The organism is Fischerella sp. JS2, assembly GCF_032393985.1.
Taxonomy (GTDB): domain Bacteria; phylum Cyanobacteriota; class Cyanobacteriia; order Cyanobacteriales; family Nostocaceae; genus Fischerella.
Map to the genome: position 1 here is coordinate 3,130,534 of NZ_CP135918.1, position 14,912 is coordinate 3,145,445.

Annotated in this window: 13 protein-coding genes; 7 read left to right on the forward strand and 6 right to left on the reverse strand. The window is 43.1% G+C overall.

The features are described from left to right. Positions 1 to 62: 62 nt before the first annotated feature. Positions 63 to 536 carry an ABA4-like family protein gene (locus RS893_RS13165; RefSeq protein WP_315791555.1) on the forward strand — a complete coding sequence of 158 codons (474 nt, stop codon included), beginning with the start codon at positions 63 to 65 and terminating at the stop codon, positions 534 to 536. Positions 537 to 582: 46 nt separating this feature from the next. On the opposite strand, the gene dcd is transcribed toward RS893_RS13165, so the two are convergent. Further along, entirely contained in the window at positions 583 to 1,182 is a 600-nt protein-coding gene (dcd, locus tag RS893_RS13170; protein WP_396336447.1) for a dCTP deaminase, read from the reverse strand. Between the two features lie 150 nt (positions 1,183 to 1,332). Next, positions 1,333 to 1,869: a P-loop NTPase family protein gene (locus RS893_RS13175; RefSeq protein WP_315791557.1), complete on the reverse strand. Its 537-nt coding sequence runs from the start codon at positions 1,867 to 1,869 to the stop codon at positions 1,333 to 1,335. Positions 1,870 to 2,229: 360 nt separating this feature from the next. Here RS893_RS13175 and RS893_RS13180 point away from each other — a divergent pair, with 360 nt between their 5' ends. From RS893_RS13180 to RS893_RS13200, 5 genes are all read left to right on the forward strand, one after another. Continuing rightward, positions 2,230 to 2,784, forward strand: coding sequence for a nucleoside monophosphate kinase (locus RS893_RS13180; protein ID WP_315791558.1), 555 nt, complete (start codon positions 2,230 to 2,232; stop codon positions 2,782 to 2,784). Positions 2,785 to 3,208: 424 nt separating this feature from the next. Beyond that, a complete protein-coding gene (gene rph, locus RS893_RS13185) occupies positions 3,209 to 3,949 on the forward strand; it encodes a ribonuclease PH (protein ID WP_315791559.1) in 741 nt (246 codons plus the stop codon). A 307-nt stretch (positions 3,950 to 4,256) separates the two neighbouring features. Continuing rightward, the gene (gene pgl, locus RS893_RS13190; RefSeq protein WP_315791560.1) at positions 4,257 to 4,985 is read left to right on the forward strand and encodes a 6-phosphogluconolactonase; all 729 of its coding nucleotides are present in this window, start codon (positions 4,257 to 4,259) and stop codon (positions 4,983 to 4,985) included. 211 nt (positions 4,986 to 5,196) lie between these two features. Continuing rightward, a complete protein-coding gene (locus RS893_RS13195; RefSeq protein WP_315791561.1) occupies positions 5,197 to 6,126 on the forward strand; it encodes an FHA domain-containing protein in 930 nt (309 codons plus the stop codon). Positions 6,127 to 6,168: 42 nt separating this feature from the next. Next, positions 6,169 to 6,594 (forward strand): FHA domain-containing protein, encoded by a 426-nt coding sequence (locus RS893_RS13200; RefSeq protein ID WP_315791562.1) that lies wholly within the window; start codon positions 6,169 to 6,171, stop codon positions 6,592 to 6,594. Positions 6,595 to 6,723: 129 nt separating this feature from the next. Here RS893_RS13200 and tkt read toward each other — a convergent pair whose 3' ends face one another. The 3 genes from tkt to acpP form a co-directional block, all read right to left on the reverse strand. Further along, positions 6,724 to 8,736, reverse strand: a complete 2,013-nt coding sequence (tkt, locus tag RS893_RS13205; protein WP_315791563.1) for a transketolase — start codon at positions 8,734 to 8,736, stop codon at positions 6,724 to 6,726. Positions 8,737 to 9,065: 329 nt separating this feature from the next. Continuing rightward, complete coding sequence (gene fabF, locus RS893_RS13210) at positions 9,066 to 10,316, reverse strand: beta-ketoacyl-ACP synthase II (protein WP_315791564.1); 1,251 nt, start codon at positions 10,314 to 10,316, stop codon at positions 9,066 to 9,068. Positions 10,317 to 10,507: 191 nt separating this feature from the next. Further along, on the reverse strand, positions 10,508 to 10,759 hold the full coding sequence (acpP, locus tag RS893_RS13215) for an acyl carrier protein (RefSeq protein WP_315791565.1): 252 nt from the start codon (positions 10,757 to 10,759) through the stop codon (positions 10,508 to 10,510). A gap of 404 nt (positions 10,760 to 11,163) precedes the next feature. Between acpP and RS893_RS13220 the strand changes: the two genes are divergently transcribed. Then, positions 11,164 to 12,069: a CoB--CoM heterodisulfide reductase iron-sulfur subunit B family protein gene (locus RS893_RS13220; RefSeq protein WP_315791566.1), complete on the forward strand. Its 906-nt coding sequence runs from the start codon at positions 11,164 to 11,166 to the stop codon at positions 12,067 to 12,069. A gap of 130 nt (positions 12,070 to 12,199) precedes the next feature. On the opposite strand, the gene RS893_RS13225 is transcribed toward RS893_RS13220, so the two are convergent. Then, entirely contained in the window at positions 12,200 to 14,638 is a 2,439-nt protein-coding gene (locus tag RS893_RS13225; protein WP_315791567.1) for an AAA family ATPase, read from the reverse strand. Positions 14,639 to 14,912 lie beyond the last annotated feature (274 nt).

Consider the following 14,912-nt stretch of genomic DNA (forward strand, 5'->3'; position numbering starts at 1 on the left):
GAGGTGGACAATAGTTGATCACGACCTCATAATTTACCTACTATTTGTATTTATATATAGCTATGATGATCGCTCAACTGTTTAATATCGCCAATATTTACGTTCTACCTTTTTGGGTTTTAATGATTTTCTTACCCAACTGGAAAATTACTCGCCGGGTGATGGAGTCATATATTCCCTTTGTACCGTTAGCATTAGCTTATATATATTTATTTGTCAGCAGCATTACACCAGAGAATGCCCAAGCATTATCAAATCCTCAATTAGCAGACATTGCTAAATTTTTCGCTGATGAAACAGCTGCTGCTACAGGTTGGATTCATTTCTTAGTAATGGATTTGTTTGTTGGTCGCTACATTTATTTACAAGGACAGAAAACAGGAATTTGGACAATTCATTCCCTCGCCTTATGTTTATTTGCCGGGCCAATGGGATTACTTTCTCACATTTTGACTTACTGGATAGCGAAGAAATTTTTTCCAAATTTAGAAAATGAGACAACAACAGTAGAAAAAACTGTGTCATCTACTAATTAGTTTGAATTGTTGGTTGAAGGTGTGTCAGCTTAACACACCTTAAAAACTAGACTTTAGCAAGAGTCACTTTTTCTTGCTGATCTTGATATTTACCCTGGCGTGCTTCATAACTAATAGCGCAGGGTTCGCCTTCTAAAAATAGTAATTGCACAACGCCTTCATTGGCATAAATCCGACAGTCAGCACTAGAAGAATTAGAAAATTCTAAAGTTAAATGACCACGCCAGGCAGCCTCCGCAGGAGTTAAGTTTGCAATTATACCGCATCTTGCGTAAGTGCTTTTACCTATGCAAATTACTGTAATATTGTCTGGCACTTCCAACCTTTCCAAGGCAACCCCTAAACCATAGGAATGTGCAGGTAGGATAAAGTAGCTGCCATTAGCATCTGTATGCAGTGGTGTTGGTTCCAAATTATAAGGATTAAAGTTTTTGGGATCAACAACAGTTCCAGGAATGTGGCGAAAAATTCGGAACTCAACAGGAGAAAGCCGTATATCATACCCATAAGAAGACAAACCATAGCTGATCACACGGCGTAAGTGTGGAGCATCTGAATCTTTAATTTCTCGAATCAGACTTGGCTCAAAGGGGTCAATCATAGCCTTTTGAGCCATTTGAGAAATCCAAATATCGTTCTTAATCACAACTTGAGAATAATCGAAAAACCAAAGTATATAGAATATCCTGAATTGGACATGGGGGATAGGGGATAGGTGATCAGGGATCAGGTTAGGAGAAATAATCTTTGCTTTAATTTCTAATTTCCTGTTCCTAGTCCCCGTTTTGCGATCGCTTTAAGGTTGATGACTGCGACGGATCTCTGTGATTTGATCCGCTACCTCTAGAATCGACTTGGGCATATCTGATCCTGTGAGAATAATATCAATATGAGCAGGACGTTTTGCCAAAAAGGCTATAACTTCCGTTTCTGGAATCAAGCCAAAGTTAATCGCTAAACTTAACTCATCTAGGACAACGAGAGAATACTTAGCTTCACATACGACCTTTTGTGTATGTTGCCACAACTTCTGCAAGGCTTGAGTTTCGCTTTCGTCAAGGTGTGGTGTATCGATACAACGAGGTAAATCACAACGAATCCAATCTAAATTTTGTCCCAATTGAATCGGGCGTTCATGTCCTTGATGAATACCTCCTTTGAGAAATTGCACTACTAACACTGGCGTACCTTGACCAGCAATTCTCAGTGCTTGAGCCATAACACTAGTAAAAAAACTACGATGTGTACTCGTGAAAACTTGTATGAGTCCTTCTATCGAGTATGGTAGGTTGAGTGTCAAATTTTCGTTTGGCGTTTCTAACTGGGCAACCATAATTGAATATAAAAAAATACAATAGATTAAAGGGTTTTCGCTGAGGTTTGTTCTAGTAAATCTGCTTGTATAATCAAACTATTTTGAGGATGTGTAGTTTATTTGGCAAGTTGCATTCTTAGTCAAACACTACCTCTGTACTCAAGTCAAGGTTTGTGAAGATTTTATTTTTGGTTTGGCTTATGAAAAGATTGGTAAAAATTAAAACACTCAATTTTAAATTTCAATCAAAGGAAAAAATTAGGTAAATCACTAAATATTCTGAAAAATTCCGAAATTTTTCAGATATTTAATTTTCTTTTAACTCAGCAAAACAGACTTAGACAGTTGTGAAATTGACAAGACTAGGAGTTCAGTGTTGTGAGATTAGTGATTGTGGGAGGTTCAGGATCTGGGAAAAGTACTCAAGCCCAAAGGTTATGTAGTCAATTGGAAATTCCTTTAATTGCAACAGGTGAACTATTGCGTCAAGCAATTGCTAACTTTAGCAACTTGGGTCGCTTTGCACAACCATATATGGCAACAGGGGAATTAGTGCCAGATGAGGTGATTATTGAATATATCCTGACTCAACTCAAGCAGCCTGATGCTAAACGTGGTTGGGTGTTAGAAGGTTATCCTCGTACAGCTTTTCAAGCAGAAGAATTAGATTTTTTGTTGGATAAGTTAGGACAACAATTAACCTGGGCAATTTACCTGCAAGTACCACAAGCTGTTATGGTTAGCCGTGCTTTAGGGCGTTCTCTTCCAGATGATCAACCAGAAATTGTCCAACGTCGCGTTGAGTTATTCTACGATCGCACCATTCCAATCTTGGAATATTACGACCGTCGCCGCCGCCTCCTAACCATTAACGGCGACCAATCACCAGAAATGGTGCTACACAGTATTATGAGTCTGCTTTCTGTTTGTTAAGTGAGTGGTTGTTGGTTAGTAGTTAGTAGTTAGTAGTTAGTAGTTAGTAGTTAGTGGGTAGAGACGCGAGGAACATCGCGTCTGTACATTAGTTAGTTAGTGGGTAGAGACGCGAGGAACATCGCGTCTGTACATTAGTTGTTAGTAGTTGGTGGTTAGTGGTCATTTGTCATTGGTCATTGGTTATTCTCGGTGAGATATGGTCAATCATCTCATCTCCCTTGTCCTCCTTGTCCCCTCACACTCCACCCTTACCTTAAGCCGCTACGCGTCTACACACCCCTCATACTCCCCCTACCTCCCCACCTCCCCATCTCCCCACCTCCCCGATCCCCAATCCTTAGATAGTTGTTTAAATTTATTCAAATTGTGACCTGAAAGGATACTCTGAAAGCAGTGTCTTATAAAATTTGAGGCTACTGCAATGGTTTGGCAGCGTCCAGACGGTCGGCAACCTTATGAACTTCGTCCCGTTACCTTTCATCAAGACTTTACTCGCTTTGCCTGTGGTTCTGTTCTAGCAATTGCTGGCGAGACTAAAGTACTGTGTACCGTCAGTGTGATTGAAGGAGTCCCTAAGTTTCTTGCTGGGACTGGCAAAGGTTGGCTCACTGCTGAGTACCGTATGTTACCAACTGCTACTCACCAAAGGCAAGAACGAGAATTTTTGAAATTATCTGGACGGACTCAGGAGATTCAACGTTTAATTGGACGTAGTCTACGAGCAGCAGTAGATTTAGAATTACTGGGAGAACGTACGCTGACTGTGGATGCGGATGTTTTGCAAGCAGATGCCGGCACCAGAACCACAGCCATTACAGGTGGTTTTGTTGCTCTTGCACATGCAATTTCTAAATTATTGCAGCAGGGGGTTTTAGAGCGATCGCCCCTTGTTGGACAAGTAGCAGCTGTTTCTGTAGGCTTATTACAGGAAGAGCCTTTTTTAGATTTGAACTACATTGAAGATGTTGCGGCTACAGTAGATTTTAATGTGGTGATGAATCAGCACTTAGGAATTATTGAAGCTCAAGGAACTGCGGAAGAAGGCTGTTTTAGCCGTTCCCAACTGAATCAGCTTTTAGATTTTGCTGAAAAAGGAATTCAAAACTTATTAGCTGTCCAACGAGAAGCGATCGCTGATTGGCATCAAATATATCAGGGATAGTAGAAGGGTGAAGTATGAAGTATGAAGTATGAACTGTGAAATATAAATGACTATTTTTAAACATCAGCCTTCATCTTTCAGCTTTCAAAAGATGTTACTAATGATTTTTATTAAGATTCGGCAAGATTTTATTAAATTGCCGTAATTGGTTTGAATAAACAAGTGTTAATTCCCTTCAGGAAGTCCAAAGTCCAAAGTCAAGTGTCAATTGTCTAGAGTTTTTACAAATGACCATTGACTATTGACTTCACCAAGTGAGTAATCTCGGTATGGTAATGCTGGAAGTCGCCTATATTATGAGGAAGCGATGACAAGAAAAATTGAGGTTTTACCAGATCAAAAAGCGCTCATAGCGCGGGCTCAAGAATTGATCCTCTCGCAAATTCAGCCTGCAATTGCACAGCGAGGAAGATTTACCATCGCCCTATCTGGCGGCAGTACACCCAAACCATTGTATGAAGCGATCGCGACTCAAAATCTCCCTTGGGATAAAATTCATGTCTTTTGGGGAGATGAGCGTTACGTTCCGCCCGATCATCCAGATAGTAATGAAGGTATGGCGCGTCGTGCTTGGTTAGATCGCGTGGATATACCAGCAGCAAACATTCATGCTGTACCCACAACTGAAGGTGATCCAGCAGTATCTGCGGCTAAACACGAAAAGGAACTGCAAGAGTTTTTTCACTCTTCACCCGGAGAATTCCCGGCTTTGGATGTGATTTTGCTGGGTATGGGCGATGATGCACATACTGCTTCTTTATTCCCGCATACAGAAGCACTAAAAGTACGCGATCGCTTAATTACAGTAGGCAACAAAGATGGTAATCCTCGTATTACCTTTACCTACCCATTTATTAATGCAGCCAGATGCGTTATTTTCGTAGTTGCTGGCGCGAATAAAAAACCAGCCCTTACCCAAGTTTTTGCACCAGAAGCAGATAACTCTACTTATCCATCCCGTCTCATTCAACCCCAAGGAGAACTTTGGTGGCTACTGGATGCAGCAGCAGGTGATGAATTAAATTATGAATTATGAAGGATGAATTATGAAGGATGAGTTGTGAAGGATGAATTATGAATCATGAAGGATGAAGAATTAATTTATCCTTCTGCCTTCTGCCTCCTGCCTCCTGCCTCCTGCCTCCTGCCTTCTGCCTTCAAAAGTAATTGTTAAAATCGGAAACTAGAGTTGTGCCTCTGCTTGCCAGCACTATTGTACGATGACCTAAAACAAAGGTTTAATTTCCATGATCGTCTGCCCTAACTGCAATCACCACAACCCTGATGGCGCTACCCAGTGTGAAGCTTGCTATACCCCCTTACCAGCGACTACTAACTGTCCTAGTTGTGGGGCAACCGTGCAGGCAGATGCTTCTTTTTGCGGGCAGTGTGGCTATCACCTGCGTACAGGTACTGTCACGCCAGTAGCAGCAACTGTAGCACCTGACATTCCTGTGGAAGTACAACCGTTAGTTTCACCTGATCCACTTGTACAACCGCAACCTGCGCCAGTGAGTGGATCTGGCAGCTACACCACGCCTGACTCTCCACCTTTGCCACCAACAGCTGTAGCATTTCCTTCAGTAGAAAGCAGTCCACCGCCACCCCCAATTCCAGCTTTTAATGCTGAGGAAACTAGCCCATCTCCACCACCAGCGCCCCCAGAACCACCAGCTGCTGTACCGCCTCCAACCGTTGCAGTCCCAGGAATAGCTGCCGAAGTTTCACCTTTTAATGCCGAACAAGAGAGTCCAGTACTAGAAAGTGAAAGTGAGCCAGCACCACAACCCACACCACCGTCAGCACCACAACCCACACCACCATCACCTGCTAGAACACAATTACAGCAAGTAACTGCACGGCTTGTCCATGTGCAAACCGATAGGCAAATTGAATTGCCACAGAATCTGTCTGTAATTCATATCGGTAAGCCTAATGACCGGATTCCGCCTGATGTGGATGTTTCTGGCTTTCCCAACTCAGAAATTGTTTCGCGGATACACTCGGATATTCGTGTTGAGGGAGATGCTTATTATATAGAAGATGTAGGCAGTTCTAACGGTACATATATCAATAATTTGCCTCTATTACCCGGAAACAGGCATCGTTTGAGACCAGGCGATCGCATCAGTCTAGGTAAAGGAGATTTGGTGACATTCATATTTCAAATCTCCTAAATGGTCAGTTATAGTGGAGGAGAATTGATACAAGCCTAGCTCGTGATTACACTTATCCTCTTGCACCCACTACAACCCATTCCAGCTCAAAGTTGGACTTTTGCAGACGACGAACCAGCCATTTTGATCGGACGAGCGGCGGATAACCATGTTGTTCTGTATAGTGCGGTGGTTTCCCGTCGCCATATAGAATTAAGACGAGTGGATCATGGCTGGGAAGTTGTCAATTTAGGTGCCAACGGAACTTATGTAGATGGGGAAGCAATTGTGAGAGTGCCAGTTACTGATGGGGTTATCCTCCGCCTTGCTCGTTCTGGACCGCAAATTCAAATTTGTTTAGGAATACCGACAACCACAACAGTTAATAAGTCCCAGCGTTGCCTGTCAACTCTCGTAAATGCGGAAAGAGAAACAGAGATAGGAGAACAAGCAGATCAAGAAATTGAAAGTTTACCTAGAAAAAGGTGAATGGTTGGTTGTTGGCAGTTAGCAGTTAATGGTTAGTAGTTCTTCTATGCGGTTCATAAAATACAAAATAAAAGGGTGGATTTTACCCACCCTCACTATAAAAATTATGAAAGATTATTCTGTTGCTAGTTAACCCAACAATTCTTTCGCTTTTGTGACTACATTATCAACGGTGTAGCCGAATTTCTCCATAATTATACCACCAGGTGCAGAAACACCAAAGCGATCCACGCTAATCATTGTGCCTTCGTCACCCAGGTAACGACACCAACCAAAGCTAGAAGCTGCTTCAACAGCTAAACGCTTTTTAACCGCTTTGGGTAACACTGACTCACGGTAGGATTCGCTTTGAGCATCGAAGAGTTCCCAAGAAGGCATGGAAACTACACGAACTTTCTTACCTTCAGCGCGGAGTTTGGCAGCAGCATCGACACACAGAAATACTTCGCTACCTGTAGCGATGAGGATGATGTCGGGAGTTCCCTCACTATCAGAAAGAATATAAGCGCCTTTGGTAACACCTTCAATGCTGCTTCCTTCTAATTGGGGCAGGTTTTGCCGCGACAATGCTAGCAAAGTGGGGCGGTGTTGATTGGCATTTTCAATGGCGACTTTGTAAGCGCCAGAGGTTTCGTTACCGTCGGCGGGACGAATGACTGTCAGGTTGGGAATAGCCCGCAAAGATGCCAAGGTTTCTACTGGTTGGTGGGTGGGGCCATCTTCACCTAAACCAATGGAATCGTGAGTCATGACGTAGATGACTCCTGCTTGAGACAATGCCGAGAGGCGAATTGCAGCCCGCATGTAGTCGGCAAAGACCAAGAAGGTAGCACAGTAGGGAATTAACCCGGAACCATGCAGAGCAATACCGTTACAAATCGAACCCATACCATGCTCGCGTACACCGAAACGGAGGTTACGGTTTTGGTACTGTCCTTTTTGGAAGTCACCTGCACCCTTGAGTTCTGTCAAGTTAGAGTGGGTGAGATCGGCAGAACCACCGATCATTTCTGGTAGCACAGGTGCTAAGGCATTAAGGGTCATTTCGGAAGTTTTGCGAGTGGCGATCGCTTTACTTCCTGGTTCGTAAGTAGGTAATGCTTTTTCCCAGTCTTCTGGCAGTTTGCCACTGATTTGCCGCTCAAATGCAGCCGCTTCTTGGGGATACTTCGCTTTATAGTCAGCAAAAGTTTTGTTCCACTGGCTTTCATACTCAGCACCACGGTCTACGGCTTTACGGAAGTGCTTGAGGGCATCTTCTGGGATGACAAATGGTTCGTGTTCCCAACCCAAGTTATTACGAGTAGCAGCTACTTCATCACCACCAAGGGCTGCACCATGAACGCCTGCGGTGTTCGCTTTGTTAGGAGAACCGTAACCAATGGTGGTACGGACTTTAATTAAAGATGGCTTGTCGGTGACAGCTTTAGCAGCTTCGATCGCTTTATGAATTGCTTCTAAGTTTGTGTCGCCATCGCTAACAGCTTGTACGTGCCAGCCGTATGCTTCAAAACGCTTGCCCACATCTTCGGTGAAAGCAATATCAGTAGAACCATCAATCGAGATGTGGTTGTCATCATATAAGGCAATGAGTTTACCCAAGCCCAGGTGTCCTGCCAAGGAACAGGCTTCACCAGATACACCTTCCATGTTGCAACCATCACCTAAAATCACATAGGTGTAGTGATCAACTATTTTGGCGTCGGGTTTGTTGAACTTTGCGGCGAGATGGGCTTCTGCCATCGCTAAACCGACCGCATTGGCAATTCCCTGTCCTAAGGGTCCGGTAGTTACTTCTACACCTAGTGTTTCAAAGTTTTCTGGATGTCCAGGAGTTTTAGAACCCCACTGACGGAATTGTTTAATATCGTCTAGTGTGACGCTGTCGTAACCGTTTAAGTAGAGTAGGGCATACTGCAACATACAGCCGTGGCCGGCAGACAGGACAAAGCGATCACGATTGAACCACTTGGGATTTTTAGGGTTAAACCGCATAAACCGATCCCATAGCACGAATGCCATTGGTGCAGCACCCATTGGCAGTCCTGGATGACCAGACTTGGCTTTTTCTACAGCATCAATTGCCAAAAAGCGGATCGAGTTAATACAAAGTTCTTCAAGGGTTTGGGTTGCAACAGCCATAATCAGATTGTTGTTAACGACGGGTTAGCACTCTTTTAAGCTTCTTTTGCCTGCTGGGGATCAAAATTCCCCACGATAGTATCATCATCCCATTGGTGCTTGTTGACAAACAAGCTGTAAAACTGAGGATTTTTGAGCGAGGATTTTGGGATTATTCTAGAAAGGATTGGCCTAAATATTCAGTTGCTAAAGGGACGGAATGATCTCAGCTGGGTGTCAGAGACAATACGTTCTTTATAGGGAAAGGGGAAAGGAGAACGGGGACAAGGGGGAAAACGGAGAATTTATCCCAATTCCCCGATCCCCGATCCCCAATTCCCTTTTAACTCCTAAACATGTTTTTTAAAAGCAAGGGTGACATTATGACCCCCAAAACCAAAAGAATTGGACAGTGCTACCTCAACACGTGCAGTACGACTAACGTTCGGTACGTAGTCTAAATCACATTCAGAATCAGGGTTTTCTAGGTTAATTGTTGGTGGGAGTCGGTCGTTAGCGATCGCGAGTACTGTTGCCACTGCTTCAATACCACCAGAACCGCCTAATAAGTGACCTGTCATAGATTTAGTAGAACTAATTGCTACTTTGTAAGCATGATCACCTAAGGCTCTTTTCATCGCTGCGGTTTCAGTCGAATCGTTAGCTGGGGTGCTAGTACCGTGGGCATTGATGTAGCTCACCATGTCGGGAGTAATTCCTGCATCTTTGAGTGCTAGCTCTATAGCCCTAGCGGCTCCTTCACCACCAGGTACGGGGGATGTGATATGGTAAGCATCACAGGTCATACCATAGCCGACGATTTCAGCATAAATCCTGGCACCACGACTGATGGCGTGTTGCATTTCTTCCAAAATTAAAATACCTGCTCCTTCGCCCATGACAAATCCATCGCGGTCTTGATCAAAGGGACGGCTGGCATGAGCAGGGTCGTCATTACGAAACGAAAGTGCTTTACATGCAGCAAAACCAGCAAGAGATAAAGGTGTAATAGCTGCTTCTGCTCCCCCACAAATCATTGCCTGGGCATATCCGCCTTGAATCAGGCGAAAAGCGTCTCCTATGGAGTTAGAACCAGCAGCACAAGCTGTTACGGAGCAGGAATTAGGCCCTTTTGCACCAGTATGGATTGCTGTTAACCCCGCAGCCATGTTGGCAATCATCATGGGAATCATAAACGGGCTACAGCGGTCTGGGCCACGGTTGAGATAAACTGTTTGCTGCTCTTCCATTACCTTGAGACCACCAACGCCAGAACCGATGATCACACCTACTTGTTCAGCATTCAGGTCATTAATTGTTAACCGCGCATCCGCTAGAGCCTGTTTTGCCGCTGAAACGGCAAATTGAGAAAACCTATCCATGCGCTTGGCCTCTTTACGATCCATGTAATCGTGCGGATCGTAGTTTTTTACCTCGCCAGCAATACGGCAAGCATGGCGCGAAGCATCAAACAGGGTAATTTCGCTAATGCCATTACGTCCGCTTACCAATCCTTCCCAATATTCGGCTGGTGTATTACCAATCGGTGTAATCGCGCCAACACCAGTTACAACAACGCGTTTACGTATCAAATCTGTCATGACTAAGTTACAAGTGGCTCTCCGGCAGGACAAAACAGGAATTGGGCACAGGGCATGGGGAACAGGAAATCGGGCATTGGGAATTGAGATTTGGGAATTGGGAATTGGGCTTCATGTAATTTTTTCTATGCACATGCCCTATGCCCCATGCCCTACGCCCTATGTCCTATTACCCTATGCCCTAACCTCTCTTATGCGGATGCGGCAACTTTGTTGGTAATGTAATCCAATGCTTCTTGAACTGTGGTAATTTTTTCAGCGGCTTCATCAGGAATTTCGATATCAAATTCTTCTTCTAAAGCCATTACCAACTCAACTGTATCTAGGGAATCAGCGTTTAGATCATTGGCAAAATTGGCTTGTGGTGTAACCTTTTCGGGTTCAACACCCAGTTGCTCCACAACGATTTTTTTAACTCTCTCAAAAATGTCCGCTTGGCTCATAGATTAAATTCCTCAACCAGTTGCTATAATCCGCTCTTTATGGGTTACATGGTTTTGAGCATATACATCTTATCTGAAAGCGCGATCGCATACACTCTTTAAAGGATTCTGTTTTGCAATTCTTACTAAATTTTTTTCAGAATATACACCCCAGTACCTATTGTCTAACAACCGACACTAAGGAATGCGATGATAAAACAGTTACAGGCAGCTATGTAGAAGGCAGCTATGTAAAAGGCAGAAGGCAGAAGGCACCAGGGCAGAAGGCAGAAGGAAAATCATAGAATATAATTCCAACGACCTCTTTTCCCATCACCTATTACCTTATTCCCTAATCACCAATTACCTTTTTCATCTGCTCTAGTGTACGCAATTCGTGTCGATTATCTAACAACAATATTTCTATGCTATCCCATACGTTGAAATACGCTTACTACCCAGGTTGTGTTGCTCAAGGGGCTTGCCGGGAACTTCATCAATCCACAGTTGCCCTCAGCAAAGCATTGGGCATTGAACTTATTGAACTTAAAAAAGCTGCCTGCTGCGGTTCCGGTACTTTTAAGGAAGATTCCCAACTTTTAGAAGATACTGTCAATGCTCGCAATATTTCTTTAGCAGAAGAATTAAATTTGCCACTGCTGACTCATTGTAGTACTTGTCAAGGTGTAATTGGCCATGTTGATGAACACCTCAAACAATGTCAGAAAACAAATCCCGCTTATGTAGGACAAGTTAACAGCTTGCTCCAAAAAGAAGGCTGTTCACCTTACCGGGGAAGTACAGAAGTTAAACATCTGCTTTATGCTCTAGCAAATGATTATGGCTTAGAGGAGATTCAACAACGAGTTAGCCGTAAACTATCTGGACTCAAATGTGCTGCTTTTTACGGTTGTTATCTCCTGCGCGCCCAAAAATTTATGCTTTATGATGACCCCTTCCAGCCAGAGACGATGGAAAATCTATTTAGGGCAGTGGGAGCTACACCAATTTATTACAGAGGTCGTACACAGTGTTGCGGTTGGCCTCTTGCTAGTTATGCTACCACCGAGTCGTTCAAAATGGCTGGTAAGCATATTCAAGAAGCCATAGAAGCAGGCGCTGATTGTATGGTGACACCTTGTCCTTTATGTCACCTTAACCTAGATTCTCGTCAACCAGAGGTAGAAAAAGTAATTGGACACAAGCTAAGTTTACCAGTCTTGCATCTACCGCAGTTGGTTGCCTTAGCAATTGGGATTAGTCCGAAAGAACTAGGTTTAGAAAGGCACATTGTTTCTACTCGCCCAGTGTTGGAGAAGTTAGGACTTTGACTATGCAATTTTAGATTTTAGATTTTAGATTTTGGATTTTGGATTGGGGACAAGGAGGACGATTTGGGGGAGAGTAAGGAAATAACCACTAACCACTAACCACTAACCACTAACTACTAACCATCAACAATCAATTTTGATTAGATGGTTCTTCAATTGGCGTCACCGTCACTTCTGGAGTAGAAGTGATGGTGATTGATTTTGATGTTGGTTCTGGAGTCGGTGACGGGGTAAAAGTAGAGGGTATAGTTACTGAGCTTGATGTTGGTTCTTGAGTTGGTGACGGGGTAAAAATAGGTTTAGATGTAGTTTCCGGTGATGGTGGCTCAAAAGTTGGTGTTGGCGAAGTTATCGGAGAGGGTAGACCGAAGCCCGGACTAGGTACTGGTGTAAAATTAAAGCCTGGTTCGGTTTCTACTGTTGGTGTTGGTTCTGGAGTGGCAGTGGGTGTGGGTAAGTATTTTGGTACTGGTGCAGATGTAGGTTTGCTTTGTGGCTGTTTTGGCTTGACGAATGTTGGTTCGGGAAATGTTGGTGGTGTCAATGCCGGATCTATTATGGGCTTAGTTTCTTTTAAGGGTTTTAAGGGTGACAGTGTGGGTATTTCTGAGTTTGTAGGTTTAGCAATGGGTGATGGTATGGATGTTGCTTCGATTTGCGGTTGGGCTAACGGTATAGTTGTTGCTTGAGGCTTGCTGGTATCTGGTTGAATGGGTTGGGGTGCAGTACGACCCCAGTAAAACCAAGCTAATAATCCACTAGAAGCCAAAATTCCAGTAGTAATAACCCCTTGTGGTGAAAGTAAAAAGTTTTGCCGCAAAGGTGGAGGTAAAGTTTGTCCCTCTACTATGTTCATCCGAGTTAGAGGTGACACTGAGGAAGGGGGCAAAGGGTCAGCCTCTTTTGCCTGAATACTGCTAACAATTTGGTGATTAACTACAGGCTGATAACCATTTTTTAGCGAGTCAACTTTTGATTTTTGAACATGATTACTAAAGTTGGGGTTTTTCTCAATTTTCGGGAGAGTGTAAGGTTCACTGCTACCATTGTGTATATTTTGAGGCTGGGAATTTAATAAGGATAAAGGAAGTAAATTGAAATTTTGGCGAGTGAGGGCTAATCCTGTGAAATCACTCAAAGATTCTCGTAATTCTAAGGCTCTGGTAAAGTATCTAAACGCAACTGTATTTTCTTCTAAACAAAGGGCGTGAGTACCAAGTTGGTGTAAAGCCCAAGCTTCCGAGGCTTTGTCTCGTTCAGCTTGAGATGCTTGCAGTCCACGTTGTAGCACATGTTCCCACAAACCCCAGCGCTTACTCAAAGCTAGTAAACCTTCCACTGCTTTTGCTAAGTGTAAGACAACTTGCCAACGGCTAGCTCTGACTGCTACTTCTAAAATTTGTACGATCGCATCAATTTTGACTAATAAATTTTGTGGCTGCTGGAGATACAATTGTGTCCAGTTAATAAAGTAAGCGATCGTATTTTCTAGTGGTGTTCCTAACTTCCATGCTGGTGGTAAAACTGCTGTGATTGTCTTGTTGATCCGATAACGAAAATCTTCCTGTTGTATAAGATAACGCTGTTGCAAATTCTTTAGAATTTCCGAGGCGTCTGGTTGTTGGGTGATCGCTGCAACCTCTTCCTCTAATAACCCCACCTCACCCATCACTGCCAAAATTTCCAAAATGTTTCTGTGGGTGTGTGATAGCGACTCGATGATTTGTTGAATTAGATAAATACTAGCTTGAGAATTTGGTAGTTGACTGACAATTTCAGCTAGCGATCGCCCTTCTGCTAAAACGTAAGTGATCGCTAATTGCAGATGCATCGGGTTTCCTTTGAGGATGATGCACAGAGACCTAGCCGCAGGTAGTTCCTCAATTTTGAGGGAACGTTGCATTTTTGTTTCTACGAAAACTAAAGCATCCTCAATAGATAGTCCAGACAGTGCAGTGGAGTATGCTGGTTTTGGCAGACGCTGTTTTGTAGAAGCAACCAGAAAAGTACAGTTACTAGCAGCATTTCTCAGCTTTTGCACTTCATCTTGGATAAGTTGATCACCGTCATCGAGTATAACTAGTGCGTGTTTGTCCTGTATTTGGTGGCGTATTTGCTCATCTGTAGATTTATAAGGGGTATCGCTTTCATATCTATAAAAAGCTTCCCAAATTACTTGCAGTAAATCACTTACATAGGGATGATGAGAAGATAGACTGATCACACCATCACTAAATATAGAATCAGTCTGGAGTTCTTGCGCGCAGTAACGCAATAAAAAGCTTTTGCCAAAACCTACGGGACTATAAAATTCTACCGATTGTCCAAATTTTAAAGTTGCGATCGCTTCATTAACATTAATTGGTTTTTCACGCTCTAGAAGTTTCTCGCTAGGAGGCTGACGAATCAACACTGGTGTAGAACGTTCTAGCAAATTCGGTTGTTGTGGTATGGTTGCTAATTCTGCGATCGCACCTTGGCTGGAACCGATTTTGAGTATATGCTTACCTACAGCCAACGTACCATTGGTATCTGTGCATATATTTGCTGTCAAATTGCTATGCGGCATAGATTTTTATTTCAATCATTAAATCGAGTTTTACTCTATTTACCGCGATCTTGCTACCCAAATAGGAGTATATTCTACATTGTTTACCTTTATTTTAGCAAATATTACGGTGTTTTCACTTAAGTAATACTTAGATAAGTTAAAAACAGAACTTATATCTAACCCAGCGTATCACCCACAATAAACAATTAAACATAAAATTTTTGATTATATATTTTTAATTGAGCGAAGCGTTTATACCATTTCACAAAATTCTTGATATAAATTCTCCCCC

Excerpts from the sequence above, each read along its gene's own strand:
- RS893_RS13165 (WP_315791555.1), top strand. The coding sequence starts at position 63 with ATGATGATCGCTCAACTGTTTAATATCGCCAATATTTACGTTCTACCT.
- RS893_RS13175 (WP_315791557.1), bottom strand. The coding sequence starts at position 1,869 with ATGGTTGCCCAGTTAGAAACGCCAAACGAAAATTTGACACTCAACCTA.
- rph (WP_315791559.1), top strand. The coding sequence starts at position 3,209 with ATGGTTTGGCAGCGTCCAGACGGTCGGCAACCTTATGAACTTCGTCCC.
- pgl (WP_315791560.1), top strand. The coding sequence starts at position 4,257 with ATGACAAGAAAAATTGAGGTTTTACCAGATCAAAAAGCGCTCATAGCG.
- RS893_RS13195 (WP_315791561.1), top strand. The coding sequence starts at position 5,197 with ATGATCGTCTGCCCTAACTGCAATCACCACAACCCTGATGGCGCTACC.
- tkt (WP_315791563.1), bottom strand. The coding sequence starts at position 8,736 with ATGGCTGTTGCAACCCAAACCCTTGAAGAACTTTGTATTAACTCGATC.
- fabF (WP_315791564.1), bottom strand. The coding sequence starts at position 10,316 with ATGACAGATTTGATACGTAAACGCGTTGTTGTAACTGGTGTTGGCGCG.
- acpP (WP_315791565.1), bottom strand. The coding sequence starts at position 10,759 with ATGAGCCAAGCGGACATTTTTGAGAGAGTTAAAAAAATCGTTGTGGAG.
- RS893_RS13220 (WP_315791566.1), top strand. The coding sequence starts at position 11,164 with ATGCTATCCCATACGTTGAAATACGCTTACTACCCAGGTTGTGTTGCT.
- RS893_RS13225 (WP_315791567.1), bottom strand. The coding sequence starts at position 14,638 with ATGCCGCATAGCAATTTGACAGCAAATATATGCACAGATACCAATGGT.